Here is a 15,716-nt window from a genome sequence, read left to right as displayed (position 1 = left end):
CGGCCACAGGTCATTCCTTCCGGAGCCGGCGGAGAAGCCGGCCCGCACGCAAAAGAGACCCTCGGCGTCGACTGCGCCAAAGGCCCCCGTGGTGCAACAGGCGTTGATTCACCATACGGCAGGACAGTGCCGGATATGGAAGGACTTGAGACACGGATCACAGGTTTCACTGGAACCGCGGTCACCCATTCGAAGGTCCTTCCCAGGTTCGCACCTCACAGCCGCAGGCGCGAACCGGGAGCGCCGTGGGTGAGAAACGGGTATGCCGGAGGTAAGGGACAACGCCCGCGATCACACCCCGGGCCCCCGGGCGGCGGGACTACCATCACTGCATGACCCGTGTACTGCTCGCCGAGGACGACGCGTCCATCTCGGAGCCGCTGGCCCGCGCCCTGCGCCGGGAGGGCTACGAGGTCGAGGTGCGTGAGGACGGACCCGCCGCGCTCGAAGCGGGCATGCAGGGCGGGGTCGACCTGGTGGTGCTGGACCTCGGACTGCCCGGCATGGACGGTCTGGAGGTCGCCCGTCGGCTCCGCTCCGAGGGGCACACGGTTCCCCTGCTGATCCTGACCGCGCGCGCCGACGAGGTGGACACGGTCGTCGGCCTGGACGCGGGCGCCGACGACTACGTCACCAAGCCGTTCCGGCTCGCCGAGCTGCTGGCCCGGGTCAGGGCCCTGCTGCGGCGCGGTTCCGCCGAGCCCCAGCAGCCGACCGCCACCCACGGGGTGCGCATCGACGTCGAGTCGCACCGGGCGTGGATGGGTGACGAGGAGCTCCAGCTGACCGCGAAGGAGTTCGACCTGCTGCGGGTCCTGGTGCGGGACGCGGGCCGGGTCGTCACCCGCGACCAGTTGATGCGCGAGGTCTGGGACACCACATGGTGGTCCTCCACCAAGACCCTCGACATGCACATTTCCTGGCTGCGCAAGAAGCTGGGCGACGACGCGGCCAACCCCCGCTACATCGCGACCGTGCGCGGCGTGGGCTTCCGGTTCGAGAAGAGCTGACCCCCGTCCGTCGGGGTCCGCCAGTGAGTAAGAGGACATGCGCCGCCGTCTGATCCAGTCCACGCTCGCCGTGGTGCTCGTCGTGATCGCCGTCTTCGGCGTCTCCCTGGTGATCGTCGAGACCCGCACCATCAGTGAGAGCGCCAGGGAGCGGGTGGAGTCCGAGGCGGTGCGGCTGGCCAGCATCGTCGACAGCCGGCTGATCGTCGAGGACCAGGTCACCGCCGAGATCCTCAGCAACCAGGTCACCGAGGACCGGTACGCCGTCATCCGGATCCCCGGCAAGCCGCCCATCGAGGTCGGCACCAAGCCGGACGGGGACGTCATCAGCGGCTCGGCCCCCGGCGAGGAGGGCGAGACGGTCACCGTCCAGGAGCCGCGCTCCTCGGTGACCCGGGAGGTCGGCCGTACGCTGCTGATCATCGGCCTGGTGGCGCTGCTCGCGGTGATCGCGGCGGTGCTGCTGGCGGTACGCCAGGCCAACCGGCTCGCCTCCCCGCTGACCGACCTCGCGGAGACCGCCGAGCGCCTCGGCTCCGGCGACCCGCGCCCCCGCCACCGCCGCTACGGCGTTCCCGAGCTGGACCGGGTCGCGGACGTGCTGGACCGCTCCGCCGAGCGCATCGCCCGCATGCTGACCGCGGAGCGGCGGCTGGCCGCGGACGCCTCCCACCAGCTGCGCACGCCCCTCACCGCCCTGTCCATGCGGCTGGAGGAGATCACCCTCACCGACGACCTGGAGACGGTGAAGGAGGAGGCGACGATCGCGCTGGCGCAGGTGGAGCGGCTGACGGACGTGGTGGAGCGGCTGCTGACCAATTCCCGCGACCCCCGCACCGGCTCCGCGGTCACCTTCGACCTCGACGAGGTCATCAAGCAGCAGCTCGCCGAGTGGCGTCCCGCCTACCGCAGCGCGGGCCGGGCGATCGTCACCTCCGGCAAGCGGGAGCTGCGGGCGGTGGGCACGCCGGGCGCGGTCGCCCAGGTGCTGGCGGCGCTGATCGAGAACTCGCTGATGCACGGGGGCGGCACGGTCGCCCTGCGCACCCGGGTCACCGGCAACCAGGTGGTGGTCGAGGTCACCGACGAGGGTCCGGGCGTCCCCGCCGACCTGGGCTCGCGGATCTTCGAACGGGCGATCAGCGGTCACAACTCCACCGGCATCGGCCTCGCCGTCGCCCGCGACCTGGCGGAGGCGGACGGCGGACGGCTGGAGATGCTCCAGGCCAGTCCGGCCGTCTTCGGCCTGTTCCTCTCCCGCACGCCGCCGCAGAAGTCCCCGGAGGACGAGTCCCGCCGGACGGTGCGCTGACGGCTACGGCACGCGCTGCGTCGTGCGGGAGCCCTCGGGGCGCGCGGCGCCCCGCGTCACCGGCTCCCGGACCGGCAGCGCGCGGAACACCCAGGTGCGGTACGACCAGAAGCGGAACAGGGTCGCCACGCCGATGCCGAAGAACTTGAAGATGTTGCTCTGCAGTGGGCTGTCCCAGCCGAAGCCGTACGTCGCCGTGTACAGCACGCCGTTCTCGATCACCAGGCCGACCGCGCTGAACAGCAGGAACAGCGACATCTCCCGGGTGCGCCCGGACTTGTCGCGGTCCCGGTAGGCGAAGTAGCGGAAGCCGATGTAGTTGAAGACGATCGCGACGACGGTCGCTATGACGCTCGCCCGCACCACCTGGAGGTCCGTCACCTGCCGGACCAGGTTGAACACGAGGAGGTTGACCAGCAGACCGGCTCCGCCGACCGCGCCGAACTTCGCCACCTCACGGACGATCCGGTCGATCCGTTCCCGCACGCCGCCGCGCGGCGGTGCCGGGGCCGTGGCCGGAGGTCCTGAGGAACCGCGTCCCATGGTCGTGCTGGCCCCCGTCCCTGGGTCGGCGTCAATCAGACCATGCTAACCACCCGTCCCCGTGATCTTCCTGCGGACGAGGATCCCGGCCGCGGACGGTCCTGGGGAGGCCGGTAAACCGGCCACGGTGGCCCGGCCGATACCCTGGGGGCGTGACGTTCCCGGTAGTCGGCATGGTCGGCGGTGGCCAGCTCGCTCGTATGACACACGAGGCGGGCATCCCGCTCGGCATCAGGTTCAAGCTCCTCAGTGACACTCCGCAGGATTCCGCGGCGCAGGTCGTCGGCGACGTCGTCGTCGGCGACTACCGCGACCTGGAGACGCTGCGCGCGTTCGCACGCGGCTGCGACGTGATCACCTTCGACCACGAGCACGTGCCCACCGAGCACCTCAGGGCCCTGGAGGCGGACGGCATTCCCGTCCGTCCGGGCCCCGACGCGCTGGTGCACGCCCAGGACAAGGGCGTGATGCGCGCGAAGCTCGACGCGATCGGCGTGCCGTGCCCGCGGCACCGCATCGTCGCCGACCCCGAGGACGTGGCCGCGTTCGCGGCCGAGGGGGAGGGCTTCCCCGTCGTCCTCAAGACGGTCCGCGGCGGTTACGACGGCAAGGGCGTGTGGGTGGTCGACTCCGTCGAGGAGGCGGCCGAGCCGTTCAAGGCGGGTGTCGCCGTCCTCGCCGAGGAGAAGGTCGACTTCGTGCGCGAGCTGGCCGCCAACGTGGTCCGCTCCCCGCACGGGCAGGCCGTCGCCTACCCCGTCGTCGAGTCGCGGCAGGTGAACGGCGTCTGCGACACGGTGATCGCGCCCGCCCCCGGCCTCGACGAGGACCTCGCGCTGAAGGCCGAGGAGATGGCGCTGAACATCGCGGGGGAACTCGGCGTCGTCGGCCACCTCGCGGTCGAGCTGTTCCAGACCCGCGACGGCCGCATCCTCGTCAACGAGCTCGCGATGCGCCCGCACAACTCCGGGCACTGGTCCATGGACGGCGCGATCACCTCGCAGTTCGCCAACCACGTCCGCGCCGTCCTCGACCTCCCGCTCGGCGACCCCCGCCCGCGCGAGAAGTGGACGGTCATGGTCAACGTCCTCGGCGGCGACTACCCGGACATGTACTCCGCGTACCTGCACTGCATGGCCCGCGACCCCCAGCTGAAGATCCACATGTACGGCAAGGACGTGAAGCCCGGCCGCAAGGTGGGTCATGTCAACACCTACGGCGACGACCTGGACGACGTGCTGGAGCGCGCCCGTCACGCAGCCGGCTACCTGAGAGGCACGATCACCGAATGAGTCCCGCCCACCCGTCGCCCGGCCACCACCCCTCGACGAGCGCTGACGCGCGCCCCCTCCCTTCGGTGGGCATCGTCATGGGTTCGGACTCCGACTGGCCCGTCATGGAGGCGGCGGCCAAGGCCCTCGACGAGTTCGAGGTCGCCTACGAGGTCGACGTCGTCTCCGCGCACCGCATGCCCCGCGAGATGATCGCGTACGGCGAGCAGGCCGCGGACCGCGGGCTGAAGGTGATCATCGCGGGCGCGGGCGGCGCCGCCCACCTGCCCGGCATGCTCGCCTCCGTCACCCCGCTGCCCGTCATCGGTGTGCCCGTGCCGCTGAAGTACCTCGACGGCATGGACTCCCTGCTGTCCATCGTGCAGATGCCGGCCGGTGTCCCGGTCGCCACCGTCTCGGTGGCCGGCGCGCGCAACGCGGGCCTGCTGGCGACCCGGATCCTCGCCGTCCACGACGAGGAACTCCTCGACCGCATGCGGGAGTTCCAGCAGGAGCTGAACGACCAGGCCACCGAGAAGGGCAAGCGGCTGCGCGCCAAGGCCGAGGGGTCCGGCGGCGGCTTCGGCTTCGGCAAGTGAGCGGGGTGGGTGCCATGACGTCCCTCGACGACGCCCGCGCGCTGCTGGCCGAGTTCCCCGTCGTCGACGGACACAACGACCTGCCGTGGGCGCTGCGCGAACAGGTCCGCTACGACCTCGGCGCCCGCGACATCGCCGCCGACCAGTCCGCCCACCTGCACACCGACATCCCCCGGTTGCGCGCGGGCGGGGTCGGCGCGCAGTTCTGGTCGGTGTACGTCCGCGCGGACCGGCCCGACCCGGTGCCGGCGACGCTGGAACAGATCGACTGCGTACGGCAGCTGCTGGCCCGTCACCCGCGGGAACTGGCGCCCGCGCTGACCGCCGCCGACATGGAGGCCGCCCGCGGTCAGGGCCGTATCGCCTCCCTCATGGGGGCGGAGGGCGGCCACTCCATCGCCGACTCCCTCGGCACGCTCCGCGGATTGTACGACCTGGGCGTGCGCTATCTGACCCTCACCCACAACTTCAACGTGGCGTGGGCGGACTCGGCGACCGACGAGCCCGGCGTGGGCGGCCTGTCGGCCTTCGGCCGCGAGGTGGTGCGGGAGATGAACCGGCTCGGCATGCTGGTCGACCTCTCCCACGTCGCCGCCACGACCATGCGGGACGCGCTGGACGCCACCTCGGCGCCGGTGATCTTCTCCCACTCCTCCGCCCGCGCGGTCTGCGACCACCCGCGCAACATCCCCGACGACGTGCTGGAGCGGCTGCCCGCCAACGGCGGTGTCGCGATGGTGACGTTCGTGCCGAAGTTCGTGCTCCAGGCGGCCGTCGACTGGACGGCCGCGGCCGACGAGAACATGCGCGCCCACGGCTTCCACCACCTCGACACCACCGCCGAGGGGATGAAGGTGCACCGCGCCTTCGAGGAGGTCCACCCGCGCCCGGTCGCCACCGTGTCCACCGTGGCCGACCACCTCGACCACATGCGCGAGGTCGCCGGCGTCGACCACCTCGGCATCGGCGGCGACTACGACGGCACGGCCTTCACCCCCGACGGCCTGAACGACGTCTCCGGCTACCCGAACCTGATCGCCGAGCTCCTCGACCGCGGCTGGTCGAAGGCCGACCTGGCCAAGCTCACGTGGAAGAACGCGGTACGGGTCCTGGGCGCCGCGGAGGACGTGGCCCGGGACCTCCGGGCGGTCCGGGCGCCCTCCAACGCCACGCTCGAGTCGCTGGACGGCTGAAGGGCGGCCGGGCGCAGCCGTCCGGTCCCGGCCAGGGGTGCGTTGCGGCGGGGCACGAGGGCCTTTCTGGTGCTGGTGCGGATGTCGCGATCCACACCGGGCCAGAAGGCCCTCACCCACTTCGGGACCGATCAGCCGTGAGCCCTGTCACCGTCCACGACCTCCCGGGACGGAACAGCTAGGGCTGTTCGATCCGGCAGAGGCAGAACGGATGCCCCGCCGGATCGGCGTACACCCGGAAGCCCTTGCTCTCGTAGTCCTCCCGGTCCAGCACCCGCGCCCCCAGCGCCAGCACCTTCTCCTCGGCCGCGTCGACCTCCTCCCAGGTCCCGCCGGCGTCGAAGTCGAGGTGGAACTGCTGGGAGTCGTGGTCGGCGCTCGGCCACTTGGGCGGGGTGTGCCCCGGCGCCCGCTGGAAGGCGAGCCGGGGTCCCGCGGGGACCTGCAGCACCACCCAGTCCGGATCCTCCTCCACGGGCGTGCCGCCGCCGACGGCCGCGTAGAAGACGGCCAGTTCGCGCGGGTCGGGACAGTCGAGAACGACGGAACGGAAACGGGCCACGGGGGCCATGGGTCATCCTCCGGGAATCAGCGGGTCAGCAGGCGCACAGGCAGAACGGGTGCCCGGCCGGATCCGCGTAAACCCGGAAGGTCCGCGTGCGGTCGTCCGCGTCCAGCGGCTTCGCGCCCAGCGCCAGCACCTCCTTCTCGGCCGCGTCCAGGTCCTCGACCGTCAGGTCCAGGTGGAACTGCTGCGAGCCGTCGGCCGACGGCCACCGCGGCGGCACGTACCCGGGGGACGACTGGAAGGCGACCACCGGGCCGCCGGGCACCTTGAGGTCCACCCAGTCGCCCTCGTCCACCACCGTGCCGCCCACCACCCCGGCGTAGAAATCGGCCAGTGCGCGCGGATCCGGGCAGTCCAGGACGATGGAGCCCACCTTGGCAACGGGCATGACTTCCTCCTTGTCGTTACCGGTAGAGCCGGTCAACCGGTATCCGTTACCGCATGCTGCCGCACTGGGGGTAACGTCGCAAGGGGAAAGCGGGAGGTACGGTCCGGACATGAGTGAGAGAGCGGCCCCGCCCGGGAAGCTGGCCCTGGTCCAGGCCCTGGTCAACACGCTGGACGTCGAGTCGGGCGCCGACGCGCTGGACACGGCGGACGGCCGCGCGCCCTTCGGGCTCACCGAGGAGACCGCCGCCCCCGCCCGCGAACTGCGCGAGTCCCTGCGCGCCACGCTCCTCGTCCACGCCGGACACCCGCCCCACCGCGCGGTCACCCCGCTCGGCGAGCTGCTCGCCCGGGCGCCCCTGGTGGTCACCGTCGACCCCGCGGACGGCTCCGCGGCCCTCGCCCCCGTCGACGACGGACCCCTGCTCTCCCGCGTGGCCGCCGCCGTCGCCGAAGCGGTCACGGCGGGCACCTGGAACCGGCTGAAGGCCTGCGAGGCCGCCGACTGCCTCTGGGCGTACTACGACCGCAGCCCCGCCGGACGCGGCCGCTGGTGCTCCATGCAGGTGTGCGGGGCCCGCGCGAAGATGCGCCGGTACCGGGCGAAGGGCGCCTGAGCGCTCCGCCGGAGGTGTGTCGCCGGTCGTCCGCGGCGCCTCGTGGCCGGTCGCGCCCACGCGGCGGCAGCCGCACGCCGGTACGGTCCCGTGCCCCTTCGGGGCGTAGCCCCACCGCGCCCGCGCCCGGTGGGGCAGAATGCGGCAGGACGCCGGTTCGGCCGACTGAGCCTCGGCCGAACCGGCGTCACCTGTCCTCGTCTAGGCGGTGGGACGCCCCATCGCGCGGTAGCGCCAGCCGGCCCGCCGCCACGCCTCCGGGTCGAGCGCGTTGCGCCCGTCGAGGATCAGCCGCCGGGCCGCCACCTCGCCCAGCGCCGCCGGGTCCAGCTCGCGGAACTCCCGCCACTCCGTCAGGTGCAGCACGACGTCCGCGCCGCGCACCGCCTCCCGCGCCGAGCCGGCGTACCCCAGGGTGGGGAAGAGGCTGCGGGCGTTGTCCATGCCCTTCGGGTCGTACACCGTGACCTGGCCGCCCTGCAGGTGGATCTGCCCGGCCACGTTCAGCGCCGGCGAGTCCCGGACGTCGTCCGAGTCCGGCTTGAAGGTCGCGCCCAGCACCGCCACCCGCCTGCCCAGGAACGACCCGCCGCCCAGGGCCTGCCTCGTCAGCTCCACCATCCGGCCGCGCTGGCGCATGTTGATCGAGTCGATCTCCCGCAGGAACGTCAGCGCCTGGTCAGCGCCCAGCTCCCCGGCGCGCGCCATGAACGCCCGGATGTCCTTCGGCAGACAGCCGCCGCCGAAACCGATCCCGGCCCGCAGGAACTTCGCGCCGATCCGGTCGTCGTAGCCGATGGCCTCCGCCAGCTTGGCGACGTCGCCGTCCGCGGCCTCGCACACCTCGGCCATCGCGTTGATGAACGAGATCTTCGTGGCCAGGAAGGAGTTCGCCGAGGTCTTCACCAGCTCCGCGGTCGCGAAGTCGGTCACCACGAACGGCGACCCCTCCTCGACCGGCGTGGCGTACACCTCCCGCAGCACCTTCTCCGCCCGCTCGCTGCGCACGCCCACCACGATCCGGTCCGGGTGCAGCGTGTCGCGCACGGCGAACCCCTCACGCAGGAACTCCGGGTTCCACGCCAGCTCCGCGTCCTGGCCGGCCGGGGCGTGCTCGGCCAGGTAGGCGGCCAGCCGGTCGGCCGAGCCGACGGGCACCGTCGACTTGCCCACGACCAGCGCGGGACCCTTCAGGTGCGGCGCGAGCGAGGCGATCGCGGAGTCGACGTACGACATGTCGCACGCGTACTCACCGTGCCGCTGCGGGGTGTTCACGCACACGAAGTGGACGTCGCCGAACTCACCGGCCTCGGCCCAGTCCATCGTGAACCGCAGCCGCCCGCTGGACCCCTCGATCCCGGCGACGTGCCTGCGCAGCAGCTCCTCGAGCCCCGGCTCGTACATCGGGACCTCACCGCGCCGGAGCTTGTCGATCTTCTCCGGAACGACATCGAGACCCAGCACCTCGAACCCCAGCTCCGCCATGGCCGCCGCGTGGGTCGCACCGAGATAACCGGTGCCGATCACGGTGATCTTGAGGGCCATGAGTGCTCCAGGGGTGTGCGGCATGCAGTGCGGGCCCGAGCATAACCGGGGGTCCCGGAGCGCCGGCGGCGGCCTGTCGTCCAGCTCACCTATCCACGAGCGCCGGTGAAGGCCTAACATTTGAGTTACTTAACGGTAGTTAGCGTGATCAGCATCGCAGCGTTTTGGAGCGTGAGAGACCTTGGCCGGATCGGCTGACTTCGACCTGTACCGCCCGTCCGAGGAGCACGACATGCTCCGCGACGCCGTCCGCTCGCTGGCCGAGGCGAAGATCGCGCCGTACGCCGCCGCGGTGGACGAGGAGGCCCGCTTCCCGCAGGAGGCCCTCGACGCGCTGGTCGCGAACGACCTGCACGCCGTCCACGTCCCCGAGGAGTACGGCGGCGCCGGCGCGGACGCCCTCGCGACGGTCATCGTGATCGAGGAAGTGGCCCGCGTCTGCGCGTCCTCCTCCCTCATCCCCGCCGTGAACAAGCTGGGCTCGCTGCCGGTCATCCTCTCCGGCTCCGAGGCGCTGAAGAAGAAGTACATGGCCCCGCTCGCCAAGGGCGACGCGATGTTCTCGTACTGCCTCTCCGAGCCCGACGCGGGCTCCGACGCGGCCGGCATGAAGACCAGGGCGGTCCGCGACGGCGACACCTACGTCCTCAACGGCGTGAAGCGCTGGATCACCAACGCCGGCGAGTCCGAGTACTACACGGTGATGGCCGTCACCGACCCCGCCAAGCGCTCGAAGGGCATCTCCGCCTTCGTCGTCGAGAAGTCCGACGAGGGGGTCTCCTTCGGGGCCCCGGAGAAGAAGCTCGGGATCAAGGGCTCCCCGACCCGCGAGGTCTACCTCGACAACGTCCGCATCCCCGCCGACCGCATGATCGGCGAGGAGGGCACCGGCTTCGCCACGGCGATGAGGACCCTGGACCACACCCGCATCACCATCGCCGCACAGGCCCTCGGCATCGCCCAGGGCGCCCTCGACTACGCCAAGGGCTACGTCAAGGAGCGCAAGCAGTTCGGCAAGCCGATCGCCGACTTCCAGGGCGTCCAGTTCATGCTCGCCGACATGGCCATGAAGATAGAGGCCGCCCGCCAGCTGACGTACGCCGCCGCGGCCAAGTCCGAGCGCGTCGCCGCCGGAGGCGGAGAAGGGGACCTGACCTTCCAGGGCGCCGCGGCGAAGTGCTTCGCCTCCGACGTCGCCATGGAGGTCACCACGGACGCCGTCCAGCTCCTCGGCGGCTACGGCTACACGCGGGACTACCCGGTCGAGCGCATGATGCGCGACGCGAAGATCACGCAGATTTATGAAGGTACGAATCAGGTCCAGCGGATCGTGATGGCCCGCAACCTGCCGTAAGGGCCGGCGGGCCGACGGGGAAGGGCGTCCGCGGGCCGGGCGCCCTTCGCCCTTCCCGGCCGCCGCGCGCCGTCACAGGAAGTGGCGGATCGGCGTGACCGCGGCCTCGGCGAGGCGCGCGGGCAGGGGGCGGCGGCGCCAGCGGGCCGGGTCGACGGGCTCGCTCAGCTCGCGGTCGGCGTCGAAGTCGGCGTCCAGCGCGGCGGTGAAGTCCTCGTCGAGGACGGCCAGCATGACCTCCTCGTCATGCTCCAGGGAGCGGCGGTTGAAGTTGGTGGAGCCGATGAGGGAGCAGACGCCGTCCACGGTGATGATCTTCGTGTGCAGCATGGTCGGCTGGTACTCCCGCACCTCCACGCCCGCGTCGACCAGGGTCTGGTAGTGCTGTCGTCCGGCCAGCAGGCAGGCCCGCTGGTCGGTGTGCGGGCCGGGCAGCAGGATCTCGACGCGCACCCCCCGGCGGGCGGCGTCGGCCAGCAGGCCGATGAAGTAGGGGTCGGGCGCGAAGTAGGCGGTGGAGAGCCGGAAACGCTCCCGCGCCGAGGTGATCACCACGCGCAGCAGCGTCTGCATGTCCTGCCAGCCGAAGCTGGCCGATCCCCGCACCACCTGCACCGTGGCGCTGCCCGGCTGCTCCTGGGCGGTGAAGCGGTCGTGCTCGTCGTACAGGTCGTCGTGGCACTCGGCCCAGTTCTGGGCGAAGGCCGCGGCTATGCCGTCCACGGCGGGTCCCCTGACCTTCACGTGGGTGTCGCGCCACTCGCCCGGGTCGCGGGCGTCACCGCACCACTCCTCGGCGATGCCGACGCCCCCGGTGAAGGCGGTGTGCTCGTCGGTCACCAGGACCTTGCGGTGACAGCGGTGGTTCTGCCGCATCGGGGACACCCGGGCGGGCTTGCGGAACCAGGCCACCTGGACGCCGGCGTCGTCCATGGCGTCCAGCAGCTCCGGCTCGATCTCCTTGGCGCCGAAACCGTCCAGCAGCAGCCGCACCCGGACCCCCGAGCGCGCCCGCTCGGCCAGGGCGTCGGCGAACTCCCGCGCTATGTCGCCGCGCCAGTACACGAACGTCATCATGTCGACGGTGTGTTCCGCGGCGCGGATGGCCTCCAGCATCGCGGGGAAGATCCGGTCGCCGTTGCGCAGCGGCACGAGTTCGTTGCCCTCGGTCGCGGCGATGCCGATGAGCCGCTCCAGCCGTCTGCGCAGCCGCTGTCGCTCCTCCTGTGGTGTCACGTGTGCTCTCCCCTCGGTCGCTCGTCCCGCCCCGTGGCGCGGCCGGCGCGGTCCCGGCCGCCCCTCCTCTCTTTGCCGCTGCCGGAGGTTCCACGCGGGCGCCCCGTGTGTCCTGCCCGACAGGAGGGGGCGGACCGGCGGGCGTCCCGTCTCCTGTGGTGCTCATGGGGCCGGGGGCGTAGGACGGAAGGGCGGGGCCGGAAGCGGTCCCCGCCGTCCCCCGGGAGGAACCATGACCCAGCAGCAGCCGACCATGGAACCGATGAGCAAGGAGATGCAGGACTGCGTCCAGGCGTGCATGGCCTGCCACGGTGTGTGCGAGGAGACCATGAGCTCCTGTCTGCAGATGGGCGGCCAGGCCCAGATGCAGATCATGCGGCCGCTCATGGACTGCTCGGAGATGACCCGCATGTGCGCGGACATGATGATGCGCCGCTCGCCGCTGGCGAACGAGATGTGCACGATGTGCGCGCAGGCCTGCGACATGTGCGCCGAGGCGTGCATGTCCATGCCGGACGACGAGAGGATGACGCGCTGCGCCGAGTCCTGTCGCCGCTGCTCCGAGATGTGCCGCGCCATGGCGGACGCCACGATGTGACGCCGCCGGGCACGTGCGTGGGCGCCCCGCGGGGTGCCCACGACCGGTTCAGTCGCCCTTGACGGTGACCTTCTCGTCGTTGTTCAGCTGGCTCACCAGCTGCTTCACCTTCGCCTTGTCCCAGAGCAGGTTGCCGCCGGTGGAGCCCGCGACCGGCATGTTCATGGACGTGCCCTCGCCGCCGCTGACGCCCTTCATCGACCAGAACATGTCGGCGAGGTCGAACAGGCCCATGTCCTCGTCGACGATCAGGGAGTCCAGGCCGGCGCCCATGGTCGGGTAGAGCTTGAAGGGGTTGAGGACCGTGCCCGGCGTGGCCACCTGGTTGGCGAGGGCGGAGAGGAACTTCTGCTGGTTCTTCGTACGGTCCAGGTCGGAGCCCGCCAGCGCGTAGCGGGTGCGGACGAAGGCCAGGGCCTCCTCGCCGTTCAGGGTCTGCTTGCCCTTCTTGAGGTCGGCGCCGGACTTGGTGTCCTTGATGTCCTGCGGGATGTCCATCTCCACGCCGCCGACCGCGTCCACGATGCTGGCGAAGCCGCCGAAGCCGATCTCCACGTAGTGGTCGATGTACAGACCGGTGTTGAACTCGACCGTGCGGACCAGCAGTTCGGGCCCGTCCTCGGCGTACGCGGCGTTGAGCTTCACCTGCCGGCCGGTCCCCGGGTAGGACTTGCCCGACTCGGAGCCCACGAAGGACGGGATCTCGACGTTGGAGTCCCGGGGCAGCGAGATCAGGGTGGGACCGTTGTCGCCGGTGTGCAGGATCATCATCGAGTCCGTGCGCTTGCCCTCGGCGGACCCGGTGTGCAGCTTCTTCTTGTCCTCGTCGGACATCCCCTCGCGGCTGTCGGAGCCGACGATGAGGTAGTTGGTGCCCTCGCCCTGCTCGGGCCGCTCGATCACCTTCGACAGGTCGACCTCGCGGTTGAGCTTGGAGTCGGCCCAGAAGTAGGTGCCGACGGTCGTCACGACCAGCACCGTCGCCACGGTGATCGCCGTCCACTTGGCGCGGCGGCGCCAGTCCGGCGCGGGGCGCTGCGGGCCGTGGCCGTCCCTGCCCGGCCCGGCGGGTCCGCCGCTGCCGGGAGTGCCGTACACCTGGCCGGTGTTGTAGCCGCTGTCGTAGCCGCCGCCGCTGCCGTGGCCGTCCACGTACGACGGCTGCTGCGGGACGCCGCCGTACGCGGCGCCCTGCCCGGGAGGGGCCGCCGGGCCGCGGCGGACCTGCCGCATGACGCGGGCGCCCTCGGGCTGGGGGCTGGCGCTGCCGCGTCCGTAGCGTCTGCCGCGGTTGTCGTCGGACGGTGCCTCGGGCCAATCACTCATGGGAGACAGTGTGCAGGTCCCGGCCGTGCGCCACACAAGGGTCGTCGGAAAATCAGGTCACCGCTGTTGCGAATCTGACACAAATTCCGCGGGCGCGGCCTCGGCATAAGGTGGAGGCCATGACAGATCAGGCCCCCGCCGCAGCCACGGAGAGTCCGGACATCCCGGGCAAGCCAACCTCGGCGTCCCGTACCACCCTCAGCCACATCATGACCCACAGCGACACCAACCTGCTGGGCACGGTGCACGGTGGGGTGATCATGAAGCTGGTCGACGACGCCGCGGGCGCCGTCGCCGGACGGCACTCCGGAGGGCCTGCCGTCACCGCCTCCATGGACGAGATGGCCTTTCTCGAGCCGGTCCGCGTCGGCGATCTGGTCCATGTGAAGGCCCAGGTCAACTGGACCGGGCGGACCTCGATGGAGGTCGGGGTGCGGGTGCTGGCCGAGCGCTGGAACGAGTCCGCGCCACCCACCCAGGTCGGCTCGGCGTACCTCGTCTTCGCGGCCGTCGACGCCGACGGCAAGCCGCGCCGGGTGCCGCCGGTGACGCCGGAGACCGAGCGGGACCGGCGCCGCTACCAGGAGGCCCAGATCCGCCGCGCCCACCGTCTGGCCCGCCGCCGGGCGATCATGGAACTGCGGGAGAAGCGGGCCGCCGAGGGGTTCGAGGACTGACGGAGGTCAGGAGCAGCCCACCTCGTCGCCCCGCACCACCCCGAACTCGCCCCGCTCCGGGTCCTGCGCCCGCACCTCGCGGACCTTCTCGAAGTCGGCGCCCACGATCACCCTCAGCGTGGCGCCCTGGTCCTCCACCGCGCGCAGCTCGCTGCCGGGAAGGGCCGCCGCGAGGGACTTCGCGGAGCGGTCCCAGCGGGGGTCGTGGACGACGACCGTCCGCCGCACGTCCCGCTCCGCCGCGTTGACCGGGGCGCGGGTGGTGTCGAACCCGGTCGCCGCCAGCGCGGCGTCCACCCGCCGGCCGAGGCCCGTGGTGCGGGTGCCGTTCTCGACCTGGACGCGGATCCGCCGGGGGTCCACCGGGACCGGGAGCGCCGGGTCGGGGGGGCGGTGCGCGGAGAGCGGCTCGTCCCGGCGCAGCGCGTCGAAGACGCGCTCGGACTCGTCGGCGTCCCACCTCAGCGTCGTGCCGACACCCTTCACGGCGTACTTCATGTCGGCGATCGGCACGGTGGCGAACTCGGAGGAGGAGGGCGAGAAGTTCCGCATCGCCCGGCCGAGGTCGAGGAGTTCGCCGGTGCCGAAGCCCTCGTCGGCGCGGACCGAGCCGAGCACCGCCCGGGTCACGTCCCGGAACCTCATCGGGTTCAGCAGGACGCCGGAGGAGGTGACCCGGTCCACCAGGGCCGCCATGAAGTGCTGCTGGCGCCTCATCCGGCTGAGGTCGGAGGCGCCGTCGACGTGCCGGGAGCGGACGTACTGCAGGGCCTGGCCGCCTTCCAGGGTGTGCCGGCCGGCGGGCAGGTCGAGGCCGGTCCGGTCGTCCTTCAACGGCCTGCCGGTGCAGATCTCGACGCCGCCGACCACGTCCACGGTCCTCATGAAGCTGGTGAAGTCGACCTCCAGGTAGTGGTCGATCTTCACCCGGGTCATCTTCTCGACCGTGCGCACGGTCAGCTGCGGCCCGCCCTCCGCGTACGCCGCGTTCAGCTTGAGCGGGTGCCCCTCGTGCCGCTCGCCGCTCACGCGGTCGGTGTGCGGGGGCGTCACGGCGTAGGAGTCGCGGGGCAGGCTGACCACGGAGGCGCGGTCGCGGTCCGCCGAGATGTGCACGATCATGATCGTGTCGGTGCAGTGGCAGGGCACCCCGCCGAGCCGGTACTTCTCCCGCTCCTCCGCGCCGATCCGCTCCCGGCCGTCGGTGCCGACGAGCAGGATGTTCATGCCGTGACCGGCCTCGGGGCGGTTCTTCATGTCGCGGAACGGGTCGACCCGGGCGATGTCCTCGTCGAGGCTGCTCACCACCGCGTGCCCGATCCCCGCGGCCGCGAGCACCACGACCGAGAGCGTGGTGACGGTGCGCACGACCCAGCGCGGCTTGCCGCGCGGCGGCGCGGGCGGTCGCGGGGGACGCTGCGGTGCGGTGCGGGGCCGGGGGGACCGCGACGGCGTGGGCAAGGGGGGACACCTCCGGACG

General features: G+C 71.7%; 16 protein-coding genes. 9 read left to right on the top strand and 7 right to left on the bottom strand.

Translation table 11 applies throughout. The annotated features are described in order from the left end of the window. Positions 1 to 332 precede the first annotated feature (332 nt). A complete protein-coding gene (locus ACZ8ZB_RS13875) occupies positions 333 to 1,010 on the top strand; it encodes a response regulator transcription factor (RefSeq protein ID WP_470738024.1) in 678 nt (225 codons plus the stop codon). A 37-nt stretch (positions 1,011 to 1,047) separates the two neighbouring features. Beyond that, positions 1,048 to 2,322, top strand: a complete 1,275-nt coding sequence (locus ACZ8ZB_RS13870) for an ATP-binding protein (RefSeq protein ID WP_470738023.1) — start codon at positions 1,048 to 1,050, stop codon at positions 2,320 to 2,322. Between the two features lie 3 nt (positions 2,323 to 2,325). Here ACZ8ZB_RS13870 and ACZ8ZB_RS13865 read toward each other — a convergent pair whose 3' ends face one another. After that, positions 2,326 to 2,865 carry a GtrA family protein gene (locus tag ACZ8ZB_RS13865; RefSeq protein ID WP_470738022.1) on the bottom strand — a complete coding sequence of 180 codons (540 nt, stop codon included), beginning with the start codon at positions 2,863 to 2,865 and terminating at the stop codon, positions 2,326 to 2,328. A gap of 152 nt (positions 2,866 to 3,017) precedes the next feature. On the opposite strand from ACZ8ZB_RS13865, the gene ACZ8ZB_RS13860 reads away from it, so the two are divergent. The 3 genes from ACZ8ZB_RS13860 to ACZ8ZB_RS13850 all read left to right on the top strand — a co-directional run bounded on the left by ACZ8ZB_RS13860 (position 3,018) and on the right by ACZ8ZB_RS13850 (position 5,928). Then, positions 3,018 to 4,157, top strand: coding sequence for a 5-(carboxyamino)imidazole ribonucleotide synthase (locus ACZ8ZB_RS13860; protein WP_470738021.1), 1,140 nt, complete (start codon positions 3,018 to 3,020; stop codon positions 4,155 to 4,157). 77 nt (positions 4,158 to 4,234) lie between these two features. After that, a complete protein-coding gene (gene purE, locus ACZ8ZB_RS13855; protein WP_470741476.1) occupies positions 4,235 to 4,735 on the top strand; it encodes a 5-(carboxyamino)imidazole ribonucleotide mutase in 501 nt (166 codons plus the stop codon). Positions 4,736 to 4,749: 14 nt separating this feature from the next. After that, the gene (locus ACZ8ZB_RS13850; protein ID WP_470738020.1) at positions 4,750 to 5,928 is read left to right on the top strand and encodes a dipeptidase; all 1,179 of its coding nucleotides are present in this window, start codon (positions 4,750 to 4,752) and stop codon (positions 5,926 to 5,928) included. Positions 5,929 to 6,106: 178 nt separating this feature from the next. On the opposite strand, the gene ACZ8ZB_RS13845 is transcribed toward ACZ8ZB_RS13850, so the two are convergent. After that, complete coding sequence (locus tag ACZ8ZB_RS13845) at positions 6,107 to 6,499, bottom strand: VOC family protein (RefSeq protein ID WP_470738019.1); 393 nt, start codon at positions 6,497 to 6,499, stop codon at positions 6,107 to 6,109. A 25-nt stretch (positions 6,500 to 6,524) separates the two neighbouring features. Next, the gene (locus ACZ8ZB_RS13840) at positions 6,525 to 6,884 is read right to left on the bottom strand and encodes a VOC family protein (RefSeq protein WP_470738018.1); all 360 of its coding nucleotides are present in this window, start codon (positions 6,882 to 6,884) and stop codon (positions 6,525 to 6,527) included. A 109-nt stretch (positions 6,885 to 6,993) separates the two neighbouring features. On the opposite strand from ACZ8ZB_RS13840, the gene ACZ8ZB_RS13835 reads away from it, so the two are divergent. Continuing rightward, positions 6,994 to 7,500 carry a CGNR zinc finger domain-containing protein gene (locus tag ACZ8ZB_RS13835; protein ID WP_470738017.1) on the top strand — a complete coding sequence of 169 codons (507 nt, stop codon included), beginning with the start codon at positions 6,994 to 6,996 and terminating at the stop codon, positions 7,498 to 7,500. Between the two features lie 201 nt (positions 7,501 to 7,701). Here ACZ8ZB_RS13835 and ACZ8ZB_RS13830 read toward each other — a convergent pair whose 3' ends face one another. Continuing rightward, entirely contained in the window at positions 7,702 to 9,045 is a 1,344-nt protein-coding gene (locus ACZ8ZB_RS13830; protein WP_470738016.1) for a UDP-glucose dehydrogenase family protein, read from the bottom strand. Positions 9,046 to 9,226: 181 nt separating this feature from the next. Between ACZ8ZB_RS13830 and ACZ8ZB_RS13825 the strand changes: the two genes are divergently transcribed. Then, positions 9,227 to 10,399: an acyl-CoA dehydrogenase family protein gene (locus ACZ8ZB_RS13825; protein WP_470738015.1), complete on the top strand. Its 1,173-nt coding sequence runs from the start codon at positions 9,227 to 9,229 to the stop codon at positions 10,397 to 10,399. Between the two features lie 72 nt (positions 10,400 to 10,471). On the opposite strand, the gene ACZ8ZB_RS13820 is transcribed toward ACZ8ZB_RS13825, so the two are convergent. After that, a complete protein-coding gene (locus tag ACZ8ZB_RS13820) occupies positions 10,472 to 11,635 on the bottom strand; it encodes a phospholipase D-like domain-containing protein (protein WP_470738014.1) in 1,164 nt (387 codons plus the stop codon). A gap of 232 nt (positions 11,636 to 11,867) precedes the next feature. Between ACZ8ZB_RS13820 and ACZ8ZB_RS13815 the strand changes: the two genes are divergently transcribed. Further along, the gene (locus tag ACZ8ZB_RS13815; RefSeq protein ID WP_470738013.1) at positions 11,868 to 12,233 is read left to right on the top strand and encodes a four-helix bundle copper-binding protein; all 366 of its coding nucleotides are present in this window, start codon (positions 11,868 to 11,870) and stop codon (positions 12,231 to 12,233) included. A gap of 48 nt (positions 12,234 to 12,281) precedes the next feature. Here ACZ8ZB_RS13815 and ACZ8ZB_RS13810 read toward each other — a convergent pair whose 3' ends face one another. After that, positions 12,282 to 13,559: an LCP family protein gene (locus ACZ8ZB_RS13810; protein WP_470738012.1), complete on the bottom strand. Its 1,278-nt coding sequence runs from the start codon at positions 13,557 to 13,559 to the stop codon at positions 12,282 to 12,284. 119 nt (positions 13,560 to 13,678) lie between these two features. Between ACZ8ZB_RS13810 and ACZ8ZB_RS13805 the strand changes: the two genes are divergently transcribed. Beyond that, entirely contained in the window at positions 13,679 to 14,236 is a 558-nt protein-coding gene (locus tag ACZ8ZB_RS13805; protein ID WP_470738011.1) for an acyl-CoA thioesterase, read from the top strand. A 6-nt stretch (positions 14,237 to 14,242) separates the two neighbouring features. Here ACZ8ZB_RS13805 and ACZ8ZB_RS13800 read toward each other — a convergent pair whose 3' ends face one another. Then, positions 14,243 to 15,697, bottom strand: coding sequence for an LCP family protein (locus tag ACZ8ZB_RS13800; protein ID WP_470738010.1), 1,455 nt, complete (start codon positions 15,695 to 15,697; stop codon positions 14,243 to 14,245). Between the last annotated feature and the right edge of the window lie 19 nt (positions 15,698 to 15,716).

The organism is Streptomyces sp. 12E, from assembly GCF_055633275.1.
Note: the sequence above shows the minus strand (reverse complement) of the source record. Positions and strands in the feature narration are given on the sequence as shown.